The sequence below is a fragment of the Clostridium sp. C2-6-12 genome, assembly GCF_009928485.1.
GTDB lineage: Bacteria > Bacillota > Clostridia > Clostridiales > Clostridiaceae > Clostridium.
In genome coordinates, this window is record NZ_JAABNP010000009.1 from 161,260 (window position 1) to 178,722 (window position 17,463).

The 17,463-nt window shown below is 27.6% G+C and carries 10 protein-coding genes; 9 read left to right on the forward strand and 1 reads right to left on the reverse strand.

Going from position 1 to position 17,463, the window contains the following annotated elements:
• Positions 1-152: 152 nt before the first annotated feature.
• The 9 genes from GXK56_RS09900 to GXK56_RS09940 all read left to right on the forward strand — a co-directional run bounded on the left by GXK56_RS09900 (position 153) and on the right by GXK56_RS09940 (position 15,293).
• Positions 153-2,198, forward strand: coding sequence for a BglG family transcription antiterminator (locus GXK56_RS09900; protein WP_160687294.1), 2,046 nt, complete (start codon positions 153-155; stop codon positions 2,196-2,198).
• Position 2,199: 1 nt separating this feature from the next.
• Complete coding sequence (locus tag GXK56_RS09905) at positions 2,200-2,634, forward strand: PTS sugar transporter subunit IIA (RefSeq protein ID WP_160687295.1); 435 nt, start codon at positions 2,200-2,202, stop codon at positions 2,632-2,634.
• Position 2,635: 1 nt separating this feature from the next.
• On the forward strand, positions 2,636-3,799 hold the full coding sequence (locus GXK56_RS09910) for a mannitol-1-phosphate 5-dehydrogenase (RefSeq protein WP_160687296.1): 1,164 nt from the start codon (positions 2,636-2,638) through the stop codon (positions 3,797-3,799).
• Positions 3,800-4,097: 298 nt separating this feature from the next.
• Positions 4,098-5,510, forward strand: a complete 1,413-nt coding sequence (locus tag GXK56_RS09915; RefSeq protein ID WP_160687297.1) for a PTS mannitol transporter subunit IICB — start codon at positions 4,098-4,100, stop codon at positions 5,508-5,510.
• Positions 5,511-6,181: 671 nt separating this feature from the next.
• Entirely contained in the window at positions 6,182-8,011 is a 1,830-nt protein-coding gene (gene glmS, locus GXK56_RS09920) for a glutamine--fructose-6-phosphate transaminase (isomerizing) (protein WP_160687298.1), read from the forward strand.
• A gap of 426 nt (positions 8,012-8,437) precedes the next feature.
• Entirely contained in the window at positions 8,438-9,676 is a 1,239-nt protein-coding gene (locus GXK56_RS09925; RefSeq protein WP_160687299.1) for an MBL fold metallo-hydrolase, read from the forward strand.
• A gap of 11 nt (positions 9,677-9,687) precedes the next feature.
• Positions 9,688-13,023, forward strand: coding sequence for an FxSxx-COOH system tetratricopeptide repeat protein (gene fxsT / locus GXK56_RS09930; protein ID WP_160687300.1), 3,336 nt, complete (start codon positions 9,688-9,690; stop codon positions 13,021-13,023).
• Positions 13,024-13,303: 280 nt separating this feature from the next.
• Positions 13,304-14,926: a hypothetical protein gene (locus GXK56_RS09935; protein ID WP_160687301.1), complete on the forward strand. Its 1,623-nt coding sequence runs from the start codon at positions 13,304-13,306 to the stop codon at positions 14,924-14,926.
• 169 nt (positions 14,927-15,095) lie between these two features.
• Positions 15,096-15,293, forward strand: coding sequence for a hypothetical protein (locus GXK56_RS09940; protein ID WP_160687302.1), 198 nt, complete (start codon positions 15,096-15,098; stop codon positions 15,291-15,293).
• Positions 15,294-15,422: 129 nt separating this feature from the next.
• On the opposite strand, the gene GXK56_RS09945 is transcribed toward GXK56_RS09940, so the two are convergent.
• Positions 15,423-16,895 (reverse strand): caspase family protein, encoded by a 1,473-nt coding sequence (locus GXK56_RS09945; RefSeq protein ID WP_160687303.1) that lies wholly within the window; start codon positions 16,893-16,895, stop codon positions 15,423-15,425.
• Between the last annotated feature and the right edge of the window lie 568 nt (positions 16,896-17,463).

A 17,463-nucleotide genomic window follows, 5' to 3' on the forward strand; every position in this document is an offset into this window, starting at 1 on the left:
ATGAATTATATTAATAATTTTTGTTATTTTAAATTTGACAGTGAAAACGTATCCTAAATTTGAAGTTGTTCAAATTGAATTGATAGAAAATATAAAATATGATTATAGTATAGTAATTACTAAAAAATAAATAGATAGTTAGGTGATTTAATATGAAAGACTTAACGCCTAGACAGCAGTTTTTGCTAAACAAGGTATTGGACGAAGCTTCTATAAATATAGAAAATCTTCAAAAGCAATTAAATATAAGTGCTAGAACAATACTAAGAGAAATTTCTTCTCTTAATGCGGATTTAAAAAAATATAATGTAAAAATATTTAATGATGAAGAAATGAATTTAAGTATTTCAGGAAAAAAAGAAAATATACAAGAAATAAAGACATCATTAAATTCAGTTCCAATACAATGGTTATTCACAAAGGAGCAAAGACAAATAATCATTGCTTGTGAGCTTTTGGTAAGCAAGGAGCCACTTAAAGCTTCTTATTTAAGTCATAAGTTTAATGTAGTAATGGGAAGTATCAGTTTAGATTTAGACAGTATAGAAAAAATTCTTGTTACTAAAAATTTGTGTTTATTAAGGAAAAGAAGTCATGGTATATCTATTGAAGGTTCTGAATGGAATAAAAGGATGGCTTTTGTAGATCTATTATTTGAGTTTAAATCTTTTGATGATTTATTAGCTTATTTTTCTAATACAAAATTTGATGCTGGAGTAAAAACATTTTTTGAAATAACTTTTGGTAAAAAAATCGTTGAATTGGCAAAAGAGGTATTAAATGAAATCGATTTTGAAGATTTAAAAGTAAACGATGTAAAATACCTAAGCTTATTTATTCAGGTATTATTATCAATTAAAAAGAAGGAGAATTCTGAAAGTATAGTATTGCCTCAAAAGGTTAAAGAAGACATTACAAATTTGGAGGATTATCAAAGAATATTACTTTTAAATGAGATTTTAAAAAAGAAAGCTATCGTATTACCAGAAGATGAGTTGGTTTATCTATATTTGTACTTAAGTGATTATAAGTATTTATATCCAAAGGATGGAGAGACAGGGATAAACTATGAAGATGCAGTTATGGAACTTGTATCAGATGTATCAAAAAAAGTTAATTTGGAATTATCAATTGATGAGCAGTTAATAGGAGATTTGGCTAGACATTTTAAACAAAGCTTTTACATGTTAAATCTTGGTTTAAAAGTTATAAATCCTTTAATAAATGAAATAGAAGAACATTATTCAGAATTATTTAAGATAATTAATAATAAGTGCAAATTAATTTTTTCTAGATATAATCTTAAAATTCCAAGAGAAGAAGTGGGTTATATAACTATGCACATTGATGTTGCAATTCAAAGACAACAATTGATTTTAAGAAAAATGAAAGTGCTTATTATATGTTCAGGTGGTATAGGTACATCAAAGATTTTAAGCAATAAGATAAAATCACTTTTCCCTGATATTGAAAGCATAAATATTGGATCAATATACGATTTGAATGATGCAATTTCTGAAAAGAAGTATGATTTGATATTATCCACAATTCCTATGACATCAAAGGAGAACAATAATGTTATTGAAGTTTCTCCATTTATGACACAAGAAAATATTGAAAAGGTGAGTAACTTTATCTTTAATTTAAAAGTAAATAATCAAAATAAGTTTAATGATATGCAAGGTATGGACAATGAAAATGAAATTTCAAGTGATGAGTATAGCATTGCAGATTCTATAGTTAAGAATTTTCAATTGGAAAAAGCTGAGGTTAGTACTTTTCCAGAGTTAATTAACTATATTTGTGATGATATTTCAGAAAAAGGATTTGTAAAAGATAAAAAGGTAGTAAGAGATCTTATTTTCCAAAGGGAGGAAAAAGGAAACGTAGTGGTGCCAGGTACAAATGTGGCATTAATACACACTAGGAGCGATGAATTAACTACTCCACTAATAGGAGTATATAGATTACAAGAACCACTTCGTATGGCAAGTGTAGGATTTTCCAATGAAGAGGTAAATACATTCTTAGTAATGCTTGCAAGAAATTCAGAAAGTCATTACATTTTGCAATTGTTAGGTAAAGTAAGTGTAGCTTTGATTGAAAGTGAAGAGTTTATTGATATTTTAAAACTAGGAAATATAAAAGACATTAGAGATTATTTAATAAACATTGTAAACATAGAGGAGGATATTTAACATGGAAATATTAACAAAACAAAACATAGTACTAAACGCAGATACGGTATCTAAATTTGAAGCTATAGAAAATGCAGGAAAGCTATTAGTGAAAAATGGCTATGTTAATGATAATTATATAGAAGGTATGAAAGCAAGAGAAAATGAAGTGAGTACATTTATGGGGAATGGAGTAGCTATTCCTCATGGAATGAATGAATATAAAAAACAAATTAAAAAATCAGGTATAGTTATATTCCAATATCCAAATGGCGTAGACTTTGGTGAAGGGAATACTGCATATATAGTTATCGGTATAGCAGGACTTGGAGATGATCATATGGAGATATTATCTAAGATTGCATTAACTGTTCAATATGAAGAAAATGTTGAAAGACTTAGAAAGGCAACGTCTGAGGAAGAAATTATTGCAATTATTGAAGAGGGGGAAATGTAATATGAAAGCAGTTCATTTTGGTGCTGGTAATATAGGTAGAGGTTTTATTGGGTATTTACAATATAAATCAGGATATGAAGTTACTTTCGTTGATATTTCTGATTTCTTAGTGGATGCTATTAATAAGTATAAAAATTACACAGTTATTACTTTAAGTAATTCAGAAAGTAAAGAAGAAGTTAAAAATGTTAGTGCAATTCATTTAAACGATATTGAAGCACTAAAAAAGGCAGTGTCAGAAGCAGATTTAATAACAACATCTATAGGTGCTAATAACTTGACTAGTACTGGTAAGGTTTTAAAAGACCTTTTGGAAGCGAGAGTACAGGTTAATAAAAAAGAACTCGATATAATTGCATGTGAAAATGCACTATTTGCAACTGATATTCTTAAAAAGGCTATTTTTGATGGGGCAAGTGCAGAATTAACTGAATACTTGCAAGAAAAAGTTGGGTTTCCTAATAGTGCAGTTGACAGAATTGTACCAAATGTAAATATTGAAAAAGAGCTGCCAATTGATGTTGCAGTAGAAGATTTTTATGAATGGGATATAGAAAAAGACAAGATAAAAATTAACTCAGAAATAAAAGGTGCAGAATATGTAGACAAGCTAGGGCCATACCTTGAAAGAAAGTTATTTTTATTAAATGGTGCCCATGCAACAATTGCATATATTGGGTGTCTTAAAGGATACAAATTTATTCATGAAGCAGTAACAAAGGATGAATTTATAAGAAATACAGCTATAGGTTTCCATAATGAAGGAATAAAAGCCTTAAGCATTAAACATGGAATAAATATTGAGGAATTAAACAAGTATTCTAAAAAAATAATAGGCAGATTTGAAAATGCATATCTTCAAGATGAATTAAGCCGTGTTGGCCGTGATCCAGTGAGAAAATTATCAGCTAATGATAGATTAGTTACACCATTAAAGCTTTGCTATGAGCTAAATATTGAAGCAGGTAATATTGTAACTGGTATCGCAGCAGGATTCTTATTTGATTGTGAAGACGACGAAAAAGCACAAGGAATTCAAAACAATATTAAGGCTAATGGAATTGAAAAAGCAGTGAGTGATATTACTGGAATATCAGAAGATGACGCTATATTAGCTGATATTGTAAAGAAATATGAAGATTTAAAAGCGGAATATAACAAGTAGTTTAGGGAAAAATAAGGCTGGCACTTAGGTAATGTAAGGTTAATGTTACTTTAAGTAGCTGCCTTTTTTGCTCATGTGAAGAGATTGTAGAAATTTATAGGTTTATAAGGCTTAAGCCTTAGTATTACTAAAAATAAATTCGAAAATTATGGTAAAATTGAAGGAGTTTTTTACTTCAATTTTGACATTGAAAACGTATCCTAAGATTGAACTTGTATAAATTGAATTAGTGTATTGTATACCTTATCATAATAAATGTAGAGAATATTAAAAACAAATTAATTAGGAGGAATCATATATGCAAATCGCAGAAACAAGAAATAAATCAACTGGCAAAGAAAAGATTCAAAAGTTTGGTAATTTTTTAAGTAGTATGGTAATTCCAAATATCGGAGCATTTATAGCTTGGGGATTAATAACAGCATTATTTATTCCTACAGGATGGCTTCCAAATGAATATTTTGCAAAGTTAGTTGGACCGATGATAACGTACCTTTTGCCACTGCTTATAGGTTATAGAGGTGGAAATATTGTATACGGTAAAAGAGGTGGAGTTGTTGGTGCAATAGCAACAGCAGGGGTTATAGTAGGAGCTTCAATTCCAATGTTCCTTGGTGCAATGATTATGGGGCCACTTGGTGGATATGTAATCAAAAAGTTTGACAAGTTAATTGATGGAAAAGTTCCAACAGGTTTTGAAATGCTAGTTAATAACTTTTCATCAGGAATAATAGGTGGTGGAGTATCACTACTAGCTTATTCAGTTATTGAACCAGTAGTTTCAGGTATATCAACAGGGCTTGGTAGTGCAGCACAAGCAATCACTAATATGGGAGCATTACCACTAATAGCTTTTATAGTAGAACCAGCTAAAATCTTATTTTTAAACAATGCAATGAACCATGGTGTATTCTCACCACTTGCAATACAACAAGTACAAGAAGCAGGTAAATCAATTTTCTTCTTACTTGAACCAAACCCAGGTCCAGGACTTGGAATACTATTAGCATTTATGTTATACAGCAAAGGTACAGCAAAACAATCAGCTCCTGGAGCAATAATAATCCACTTCTTAGGTGGGATACATGAAATATATTTCCCATATGTATTAATGAAACCAGCATTAATATTAGCAGTTATTGCAGGGGGATTAGCAGGTGACTTTACATTTGTAGCTTTACATGCAGGTTTAGTAGCTTCACCTTCACCAGGAAGTATATTTGCACTTATGGCAATGGCTCCAAAAGGTGGTCTATTACCAGTACTAGCAGGGGTTGCAGTATCAGCAGTTGCTTCTTTCCTAGTAGCAGCAGTAATAATTAAGAGAAACCCAGAAACAGAAGAAGATTTAGAAGAAGCACAATCAAAAGTTAAATCAATGAAGGCTGAAAGTAAAGGACAAGCAGCTCCAAAAGCTGAAATTTCTAAATCAGATATAAGATTAATAGTATTTGCATGTGATGCAGGTATGGGATCATCTGCAATGGGAGAATCTATACTTAAAAAAGCATTAAAAGATGCAGGAATCACTAATATCGCAGTAGAACATTCACCAGTTGATGAGATTCCAAAATCAGCAAATGTAGTATTTACACAAGAAAGCTTAGTTGAAAGAGCAATAAAATCAGCATCAAGTGATGCAACTATAATCACTGTTAAAAATTTCTTAGATCGTGGAAGATATGATGACTTTATTAATGGATTAAAATAATAATCTATACGCCTCACGATTGTGAGGCGTATAGCATTTTTTGAAGAATTTTATAATAATTAATGATAAAAGGAGTATTTGGACATCTATTATTTAAATTGAATTAAAAATAATATTAAGAAAAATTTAATAAAAAATTATTTGTCAAAATTAATATTCCATAATATAATACAGTGTAGGCTTTTAAAAATTAAAGAAAAGCGCCAGAACTTAGGTGTGATATTCAGTTTAGTGCGAATTAAGTAGGACGGGTTTTTAGCGGAAAAGATTCAGGTGGATAGGTTGAAGAGATTAAATCTATTAAACAACAATCTTTTTAAAGGGAACTCAACTCACAAACGCTTTGCTGAATAAGTTGGACTGAAGACCTTTTATAAGGGGGTTAATTAGCTAAAGCTAATTAACTAAGTTCGAAGAACTAAATCAAAGATTTAGATTCTCACTTATCACTTGCCCGACTGCGCTGGGTAAGTTCGATGGGCCAAATCATAGATTTGGAGTCTCACTTAAGTTGACGAGGACAGGGAGTATCGAAAATTCGGCGGATGCCCTGCGGTATGGTACTACCGAAAACCAAGAGAAAACCAAGAAGTGATTTTTGGAACAGACTCTTGGAGGTACCTAAAAGCCTTAAACAATTAAATAAATGTTGAAAGGCAGGTAATAAAATTATGTGTGGTATAGTAGGTTATATCGGAAAGAAACAAGCGTCTTCAGTATTAATCAATGGATTAAGCAAACTAGAGTATAGAGGTTATGACTCAGCTGGTATTGCTGTCTTAGATGAAGCTGGAAAATTAACTGTAAGTAAGTGTAAAGGAAGACTTGCTAATTTAGAGGAAAAATTAGAGAAGGAACCTTTAGCAGGAAACATGGGAATAGGACATACTAGATGGGCAACTCACGGTGAACCATCAGATGTAAATTCACATCCTCACAACAATAACAAAGATACAATAAGTATAGTTCACAATGGTATCATTGAAAACTACTTACACTTAAGAGAATGGTTAAAAACAAAAGGATATACATTTGTATCAGAAACAGATACAGAAGTTATTCCAAACCTTATTGATTATTTCTACAAAGGTGATTTATTAGATGCAGTAATGATGGCTACTACTAAACTTGAAGGAAGCTATGCCTTAGGTGTTGTTTCTATTGATGAGCCAGATAAAATTATCGCTGTTAGAAAAGATAGTCCATTAATTGCAGGTTTAGGAGATGGAGAATTCTTTATTGCGTCAGACGTTCCAGCAATATTAAATTATACAAGAGATGTATACTATCTTAACGATAAAGAATTTTTAGTAATTACTAAAGATGGTATAGAAATATATGATGCAGAAAAAGAAAAAGTTAATAAAGATGTTCACCATGTAACATGGAATGCTGATGCAGCAGAAAAAGGCGGATATGAACACTTTATGATCAAGGAAATACACGAACAACCAAAGGCATTTAAAGATACTTTATCAGCTAGAGTTGTTCCAGGTAGTCCAATTACTTTAGACCAAATAAGTATTACAAAAGAACAAATTGAAAATATAAATAGAATTTATATAGTAGCATGTGGTACTGCATATCATGCAGGAGTTGTAGGAAAATACGCAATAGAACAACTTGCTAGAATACCAGTAGAAGTAGATATTGCATCTGAATTCAGATATAGAAATCCTATAATAAATGATAAGACTTTAATGATAGTTATGAGTCAATCAGGAGAAACAGCAGATACTTTAGCAGCATTAAGAGAAGCTAAAGCACAAGGCGCTAGAGTTATAGCAGTTACAAATGTTGTTGGAAGCTCAGTTTCAAGAGAAGCTGATGACGTTATCTATACTTGGGCTGGACCAGAAGTTGCAGTTGCATCAACTAAAGCTTATACAACTCAATTATTAACAATGTATATGATAGGATTATTCTTTGCTGAAAACTTAAATACTACTCCAGCTGAAGAAATTGAAGCAATCAAAACTGATATGCTTAAATTACCAGAATTAGCTGAAGAAATGTTAAAGCATAAAGAAGTTATCCAAAAGTTTGCAACTAAAACTTATGCTCATAAGGACATGTTCTTCTTAGGAAGAGGTTTAGATTATGCAGTGGCTATGGAAGGTTCTTTAAAAGTAAAAGAAATTTCATATATTCACTCAGAAGCTTATGCAGGTGGAGAATTAAAGCATGGAACAATTGCTTTAATCGAAGAAGGTACAATTGTTATTGCATTAGCTACTCAAAGTGATTTATTTGAAAAAATGGTTAGTAATATAAAAGAAGTAACAACTAGAGGAGCTAAAGTTCTTGGATTTGCAGTTGAAGGAAATGAAGCAATTGAACAAACTGTTAATTCAGCAATGTATATTCCAAAGATCAAGGATATATTATTACCTGTTATTACAGTGATTCCATTACAATTATTAGCATATTACATTTCGGTTCAAAAAGGCTGTGATGTAGACAAGCCAAGAAACCTTGCAAAATCTGTAACTGTTGAATAATTTTCGAGGAATTAGAAAATATATTGTGAGTTATAATTAATATTGGCATAAAGTATAATTAATATTGTCATAATGATTATAACTAGCATTGTCACAAGTATGTATTTGCGATAAGCAATAAAGTTTGTTTAAAAGTTGATGGTATAAAATATATAAGACATAGAGTAATAAGAACAATATTTTTATATTACTCTATGTTTTATTTTGTTTATTCATAAATTTTATTAAGGCTGTTATGTAAAAATAAAGTAATTTTGTAAGTTTTAAAGTATAATGAAGATAGGGTATTTGGAAATAAATACTTTGTCTTTTTTATTTTGAGAATAAACCATAAAATTTATGATATTGATTATTTCTATAATGGGGAGTTGAAATATTATTATTGATTAAATAAAAATTATTATATTAGTTTAAAGGGGGTACGCTATGAATGAAATAAATATAGAATTATTTCCAGCATCATATGGAGAAAGTATTTTAGTATCATGCAAAGGAAATAATAAAACAAATATAATGATTGATATGGGATTCGTAAGTACGTATAATAATATCACTAAAGATAGATTAAAAGATCTAAAAGATAAAAATGAGTGTATAAATTTGCTAGTCTTTACTCATTTAGATGCAGATCATATATCAGGCGGAATTCCGTTTTTCAAGGAAAATGGTAACTGGAAAAAAAACAATATAATTGATATTGAAGAGATTTGGTTCAATAGTGTCAAACACTTTAAGATTGATGCTGAAAAAGTACAATTAAATGATAGAGAAAAAATTATTTTAAAATCAATATGTTCTAAAAGATATCCCAAAGAATTATATGTGAGTTCATCAAATGATATTAGTTGTGAGCAGGGGTTAACATTAAGTAAATTAATTAAAGAACATGGATATAAATGGAATGAAAATTTAATCATGAAATCAGATTCTGGGAAATTAAGTGAAATTATAATTAATAATGAGGTTAAGATAATAATATTATCTCCAACACAAAGAAAATTAGATGATTTGATTGATGTATGGAAGGAACAACTATTAGCGATGGGGATTAAGGATAAATTGAAAGAGAGTAGTGAATATGATGATGCATTCGAATTGCTAATGGTAAATTCTAACCAAGTAACTAGAAAAGCAGAGTTGAAGGATTGTTCATTATCAATAAAAGATATAGAAGAATTAGCCAGTGAAGAAAATTTTATTGAAGATAAAGATAGAGTTAATGGTAGTTCGATATCATTTATACTAGAATTTTATGATAAAAAAATTTTATTTTTAGCTGACTCTCATCCAAGTATAATTGAAGAAGGATTAAATTGTTATAGAAACAATACTAATGAAAAGATCTGTTTTGATGCTGTGAAAATATCACATCATGGTAGTGATGGTAATACTAGTGTCAGACTACTGAATATGATTAAATGTAAAAAGTTTATAATTTCAACAAATGGATTTAAATTTGATCATCCAGGGAACAAAACTATTGCAAGAATTATTTCTAGTAATCCTGATGTACATAAGTTGATAATATCAAATTATAATACTAAAGCTATAAAAAATTTTATAAATAATAAATCGTTGAAAGAAAAATATAATTATGAGATTTGTTACACCAATGAAAGTAATATTCCAAATAAAAAATGTAATATAACTGATATTGTTATATGATGGGGGAAATAATGGATATTGATATTAAACTAAGCAAATTAGTTGTGAGAATTGATTGTGATGGAGATTTGGGGACAGCGTTTTTGATAAATAAAAATATACTTTTAACTGCATATCATGTTATTAAAAAATATAACGAACAAAACGTTAAGATTAAAATATTTTTTGATACATTAGGCATGAAGAGTGAAGAAGCTACTGTAATTGATTGTGATGAAGAAAGTGATGTAGCAATTTTAAAATTGAATGTATCCACTGATATGAGTGGATTTTTAGAAATTAATGCACTTAAGATATCTGAAGATATGAAGTGGAGAAGTTACACTTGTTTTGAAGCTTTCCAGGGGACAGGAAATATATTTGAAAAAGAATTAATAAGGGGTAATGTTTACCAAAATGAGAAAACTGAAAATAAAAAATATGATATTCATTTAGATGGGGAATATTTAGATCAAAATTGGAATGGGGCATTTGAAGGATGCTCAGGATCACCCCTTATCATAAATGGGTATATAGTTGGAATAATAGTAAAAGAAGAAAATAGTCCTAGAAAATCACCACTAAAAGCAATAAGTATATATAAGATACAAGATTATTTAAAGAAAAATAATATAGATATAAAGAGGATTCCTGTTGTAGATACTGAGAAATACAACTTCGGAGATAGAGGAGGCTTAACTAAATTACATTATGTTCCTATTGCTAAAACAGATAATTTCTATGGTAGAAAAAATAAGATAGAAGAAATAAATAATAGATTTAACAATCAAAATATGGTAGTAATTAAAGGAATGTCAGGAGTGGGGAAAACACAGTTGACAATCCAATATCTAGAGAAGTACAAATCAGATTATGATTTAATATATTTTATAAGAGCAGATAGAAGGGAAAATATTGTAAATGATTATTTAATGTTAGCAAAAGATTTGAACATTAATGTGAATGAAGAAGATATTCAGCAGACAATTAGAAATGTAATATATTGGCTAAATAATAATGAAAAGTGGATTATTGTATTTGATAACGCCAATGATTCAGCAGAGATTATTAAATATATTCCTATTTCATATAACGGAAAAATTGTAGTGACTACAAAAAATTTAAATTGGATTAAAAATGAACCAATAATATTAGAGGAATTTACTGAAGATGAGGCAACTAATTTTTTGTTAGAAATAACTAAACAAAAAGATGAAAAAAACAGTAGAAATTTAGCAATATTGTTAGGAAAGTTACCTTTGGCATTAGTACAAGCTGCTGCTTATATGGAAGTAAATGATATTTCATTAAATGATTATGTAAAATTATATAATACATATAAACTTGATTTATTTGATGAAAATTATATTCCAGATGAATATAGTAATGAATTGAAGATTGTATGGAAAATTAGTCTAGACCAAATAAGGAAGGATTCATTAATAAGCATAGAAATAATTAATTTACTTTCTTTTTTAGATTCAAATGGAATACCTATTAATTTCATTAAAGATAATTTGATATTATTAAATGAACGATTAGAGAAAAATATAGATATTTTATTATATAATAAAGCTATAAAGATATTAAAAATGTATTCACTTTTGAACATTAGTGATAAATATATATCTGTACATTGCTTAATACAAGCATCGGTTAAGGATGAATTAAAAGAAGTTGAAGAAATAGAAAAATATATTTATATAGATGTGGCTCTAATGAATTCGATATTACCTAATACATTGGAAGAAACTAAAAAGTGGGAAAATGTTGTAGTGTTAGTGCCACATGCATATTCAATTGTACAAAATATAGAGGAATATAAGATAGATGAGGAAGTAATTATTGATTTGTTATATAAGGTAGCGTTAATATTACGAGTACACATTCAGTTAGATGAGGCAAAGGAAAGAATAACGCAATGTATATCTATAGCAGAAAGATATCATGGAAAGAAAAGTATTAAAGTAGAACATATTAATAATTTATTGGCTGGAATACTTAAAGATATTGGAGAGTGGGAAGAGGCAGAACAAATATACGAGGAATGCATTGAAGTTTTAGAGAATGAGAGTGGTGAGTTTGATTCTGTTTTAGCACGAACAAAAAATAATTTAGCATTAATAAAGCTAAATTGTGGAAAGTATTATGAGGCTATAAAATTATTTGATGAAAGTAAAGAACTATCATACTTGGAATTCGAATTTAACAAAGGATTTATAGCAACAATATTAAGTAATATGTCTATAGGATATTGTGCATTAAAAGAAATAGATACTGCATTAGAATGTGTACATGAGGCTATAGAATTAAGTAAAGAAAAATACGGTGAAAATAGTGTGAATTTTGCAAGATGTGTAAATAATTTAGGATATATTTTATATACAAAAGGAGATTATAATATAGCGAAGACTAAGTATGAAGAAGCATTAAAAATAGATGAAAAATTTTATGGTGAAGAACACCCAGAAGTAGCAAGAAAAAAGTCTAATTTAGCATCATGTCTAATTAAAACAGGTGATATAGATTATGCTGAGGAATTAATAAAAGAGTGCATTAAAATAAATGAATTATCATATGGGGAAGAAAGTATTCAAAAAGCAGATGAACTAAATTCTTTAGGAATGATATTCAAATTGAGAGGAGATACTGAAAATGCAGTCATAAAATATAAAGAAGCGTTATATATGGCTAAAAATATCTTAGGAGATATTCATCCTTCAGTTAGAGTATATACATTTAATTTAGCAATTGCTTTAGAGGAAATTGGTGAAAGAGATGAAGTTTTGAAATTATATAAAGAAGCATTAAATATAGATAAAAAAATATACAATAAAAGTATTAACTTTATAATAGAGGATTTAGAGGCTATAGGGGGTTATCTATATAAAAAAGGAGATTATAAAAATTCTAAATTGTATGCATTTAATTGTTTAAAAATAAATGAAAGGTTATACGGAAGCATAAGCATTGAAGTAGCCTTAAATATGAACCTTTTAGGGATGATTTATTATGATCAATGCATATATGATAAGGCGTATGAATACTATGATAAAGCATTAAATATTCATTCAGCACTTTATAATGAAGACAATGAAAATATAGCTTTAGATTATAATAATATAGCTATGGCATTATATCAATTAAAAGGAATACCAAAAGCTAAAGAATACATTAAAAAAGCAATGGATATATGTACAAATAATCTAAGTATTAAACAAGAAACTTTAGATATTGTTAAGAATAACTTTAATATAATTAATGATACTATTGAATATGATTTTTTAGAAATGCTAAAAAAACTAAAAATTGAATTGATAGAATGTGGAGATACATTAATTATAAATGCTCATAAAAAGAATAATTAATAAGAGCTTTATATTAATGATAACTTAATAATTCACCTAAGTAATGAAGGAGAACCAAGCCTAGATGGAAATGGAGGAGGTGCTCCTTCTTTTGTTTCTCGAAGAAATTTGATGATAAATCCTATAAGTATAAAGATTTGTATAAAATAACACATAAATCCTATTTTAAATAAAATTTTAATTTAGATATATGTTATAATATGTGAATAATATACAATTAAATTTATAAATGGAATTAATTGTATTGATTTTCTAAAATATATAACATTAGGTGATGATTATGCGTAGAAAAATAAAGTATTTTTTACTAATGCTTATAAGTTTATTAATCTTAATATTACTACCTATTTTTACAAATAATTTTATAATAAATACTAATTTTTATTCTAAAGTTAGCAATGATAATTGGATTGCATTTTTAGGCAGTTATTTGGGTGGAATATTAGGTGGATTAGGAACATTAGCAGGGGTTTTAATAACATTAAGAGAAAGTAGAAAAGAATCTATCAAACCATTTTTAGTAATTGATTTTGATGAGAATTCAAAGGAGATATACAATCCAGAAGCGTATTCTAAAATAAATGAAGTAGGAAAAGTAATTAATTTCTATCAAGTACCACTAATATCAAAAATATTTGATATTAGTATTAGAAATACAGGAAAAGGATATGCAAAGAATATTGATGTTACTTTCTTAATTGAAATGAAGGATGCTTTAATTACTGATAAGGATTTATTCTGGCTATCAACAGGTAGATTAGCAGCATTAGAAAAGATAGAAGTCATTAAAGAAAACTATGTTCAAAATCATAAAATTACTTATATTGAGAGTGAAGGTGGAAAAAAAATATTACCAATTAATGCTTCATTAAATGGAATAATAATGTGTAGTATTTGGAATATAATTAGATTTTTAAGTTTAACAACTGAAGAATTTAATCAAACTAGAAAGTACTATGACATAAAAAAGAAGATGATTCCATTAACAATACCAGATATTTATATCCGGTTGCAATATAGTGATTTGGATAATAATAATTATGAGACAATGTATAAATTAGGATTTGATTTTATATTAGAGATGGCAGGTCAATATAGTTTAATTAGAGCTAAATTGGATTTCAATTGTCAATCTGTCATTAAAAAGAAATATGAACAGTTAAGTCGAAATAAAAACAAAAATAAACCTAAAAAGATTACAAGAAAAATGAAGAAGAATATTTCAGAAATAGATAAATGGCGTGAAAATGTTTATGAATTTGGAGTTTTATCATTAGGATTATCAGATAGCTCTAGTAAATCAATGAGTAATGATAATGCTATTTTAAGATATTTCTATTTGTGTTATGAAAGGGAACAGGCATCCCTTGAACAATTAATCATTATAATAGCAATGTGTTGTTATAATGAAATTGATTTAAAGAAGTTTTCTAGAAAAAAAATAATAAATTTTCATACAGAATTGAGAGATAGGTTATTAGACATTATAAAATATAATAGTAAGAATAAATATTCAAGGATTATTAGCAAACAAGAAGTAAATTATAATGAAATAAATGATTTGGCTAGACTTAAAAGAATCTTGAATTCAGAAAAAGATTTGGTTGAAAATTATTTCAAGAGTTATGAAAAAAATGACGGTAAAGAAAAGCAAATGATACATATTTATAATTCTGGTAAAAGTGCAGTTAATATTAACGTTAACATTGGTGATAGGAACATGAAAACGGAATTGGGTTTTTTTAGAATTGGATTTAATTATAGAAAAGTTGAAAACATAGAAAATAATCTAATAGTTAGTGCTATTGCTAGCGTTTATAAAAATGAAGAAGTTGGTTTTCTAGATGAGAGTGGTGCTTATTTTGAAAATGATCATGAATGGGAATGTATCTATCAAAGATGAGTTTAAAGAGTGAGTTAATGTTTTTGGTTGAATTAAAGAAAAGCATGTAGAAGATGATATCACTTACTACTGATACGGTGAACCATATCATAAATGAAGGATAATAAGTAAAATTAATGAAAATAAGCACAAGACATTAATAGGAACAACAAAAGAGAGGCTACTGCATATGCTAATTTCTAGAATCACCATAAACAAAACTAGAGATATAGAATCAATAGAGATTAATATAAATGATAACTTAATAAGTTACCTAAATAATGGAGGAGAACCAAACCCAGATGGAACTGGAGGAGATTCTCCTTCTTATTTTACTTCTAGAAGAAGGTTGATGATAAATCCTGTTAATATAAAGATTTGTATATAATTTAAGGCAGAAAAAAATTAATGCAAGGACTTTTAGGTTAATCTAAAAGCATTGATTAATTATTAATGGAGAAGTTGTTATGATTATCACAAAAGGTCGCTTATTCAAGCAAGCGACCTTAAATTTTGTTTAGCAAGTTTTTGGGGATATATTAAAATCTGAATATAGTTCATTAATAATTCTCTTTTCTAAACTTATAATAGCATTATTAATAAAGTCTGACACATTACTAAAATCCTTAGCTGGTATAACATAACTTTTCCATTTACTATCTAACTGAAATTCTATTTCACTCCAATTTAGATCTTTATAGTATGAGGTATAAGTAAAGAAAATAATATTTGTTTTTGAGAATGCATAAAGTATGAAAGTGGAGTAACGTTTCAAATTATCAAGATTGGGGATATATGAGATTTCAATGCTATTGTATGGTACATATTGAGTTAATTCAAATCCAGATATTACATTCTTATATTTAGTTATTTCTTTATCTTCATAATTGTCTGCAAAAGAAAAAGCAAAAAGTTTATCATATGGATTTGTTTTTTTAACTTGTATAATTTCAGTATACGGTTCTTTTTTATAAATTGGCTTTGCAAAATAATTATTGTTTTTATTAAACCATTTACCTATTATTGAAGTATCTAGCTGTATTGGATAGCTGGTGAAAAAGTTGGGGTTCCAACTATACAGTTCTTTTAGTTCTTGGTTTTGAATAGTATAATTTTCGATATAAGTTTTAAGTTTATCTATATTGTTCAACATATTTTCTTCAGTACAATATTTTTCAGAATCTGATTTTATTATGTCTATAAGATTAATATCAGATTTTTCATTATTATCATTTTTATGATTATTTTTAAATGAATCGAAAGTTTTCATAAGTTTTTCTTGTAGCTCTTTAGTTACATTACCAAGAGTTGCTGTAAAATCACCTTGATTAACAAAGTAAGGAGTTTGGTCTTCAATATTAGAAAAATAATCTAATATATAATCCATTATTTCTTTATATCTTAGGTCTCCAATTGGTGAATTTGTTACTGAATTTATAAAACTATGTGTAAAGAAACTAATTAAATTATTTTGTTTAGAAGTTTCAGTAATTTTAGATGAGAACATAAAGTAACAATCATTAATTTGTCCTTTTGCTTTATCTAATAATTTTTGTATAGAATTAGTATCTTTTATATAAGGCATACCTGAATAACATGCATCAACAATTTTTATAGTGGTTTTAGGATTTAATTGTCTTATCCAAGTATCTAGTTCAGAATTTTCTAATGATGTTTGTTTAGATTTTGTTTCAGTGTAGTCTGATAAGATGTAATAAAAGTCATTTTCATCGGCTTTTCCATGTCCAGTAAAATAGAATAGAAATTCATTTATAGGATTAGTATCAATATTACTATATTTTTTTATAAACTCTATTATTTTATTTTTTACGATTTTACTGTCTTCATTTTGATTTAAAACTAAAATATCATCAAATTTATTTAGTCCTGATAACAATTCAAACATTATTTTCAGATCGTTTATGCAGCCAGGTAAATTATTACCAGGTATTTTGTAAGTATCAACGCCTAATAAAATTGCTAAATTCATATTTACTTCCTCCAATAAAATATATTGTATTATAATTATAGCAGAAGTAATATTATGTTTGTATATTACTTTAATAATATGTAAATTTATTGTTATGTGTCTAATAATCTTACAAAATGGATAATACCATTGAAATTATTAGAGAATAAAAACTTAGTATGACATAATTAGTGTATATATATGATTGTTATCAAAAAATTGAATAATGGAATATTGAAAAATGTTCTGTATGTGATGGTTTTTTAATATGCCATTCTACTATAACTAATTAAGTTACTAATAGAGGGAATGTAAAATGAATTTAAAAATATTAAATGCTAATAGTACAAATATTGATTTTACCAAACTTATAAAATTATTGGATAATGACCTGAATGAATGATATGGGGAATTACAAAAACAATATAATAAGCATAACAAAGTCGAGTATATAAACTATGTGGTAATTATTTACAAGGATGAAGTATCTGTTGTATGTGGAGCATTTAATGAACATAATATATTATCTTGAAAGTAAGCGTCAAAGAATCGACGCGTAGCGGTAGCGTAATTTAAGTGATAAAATAAA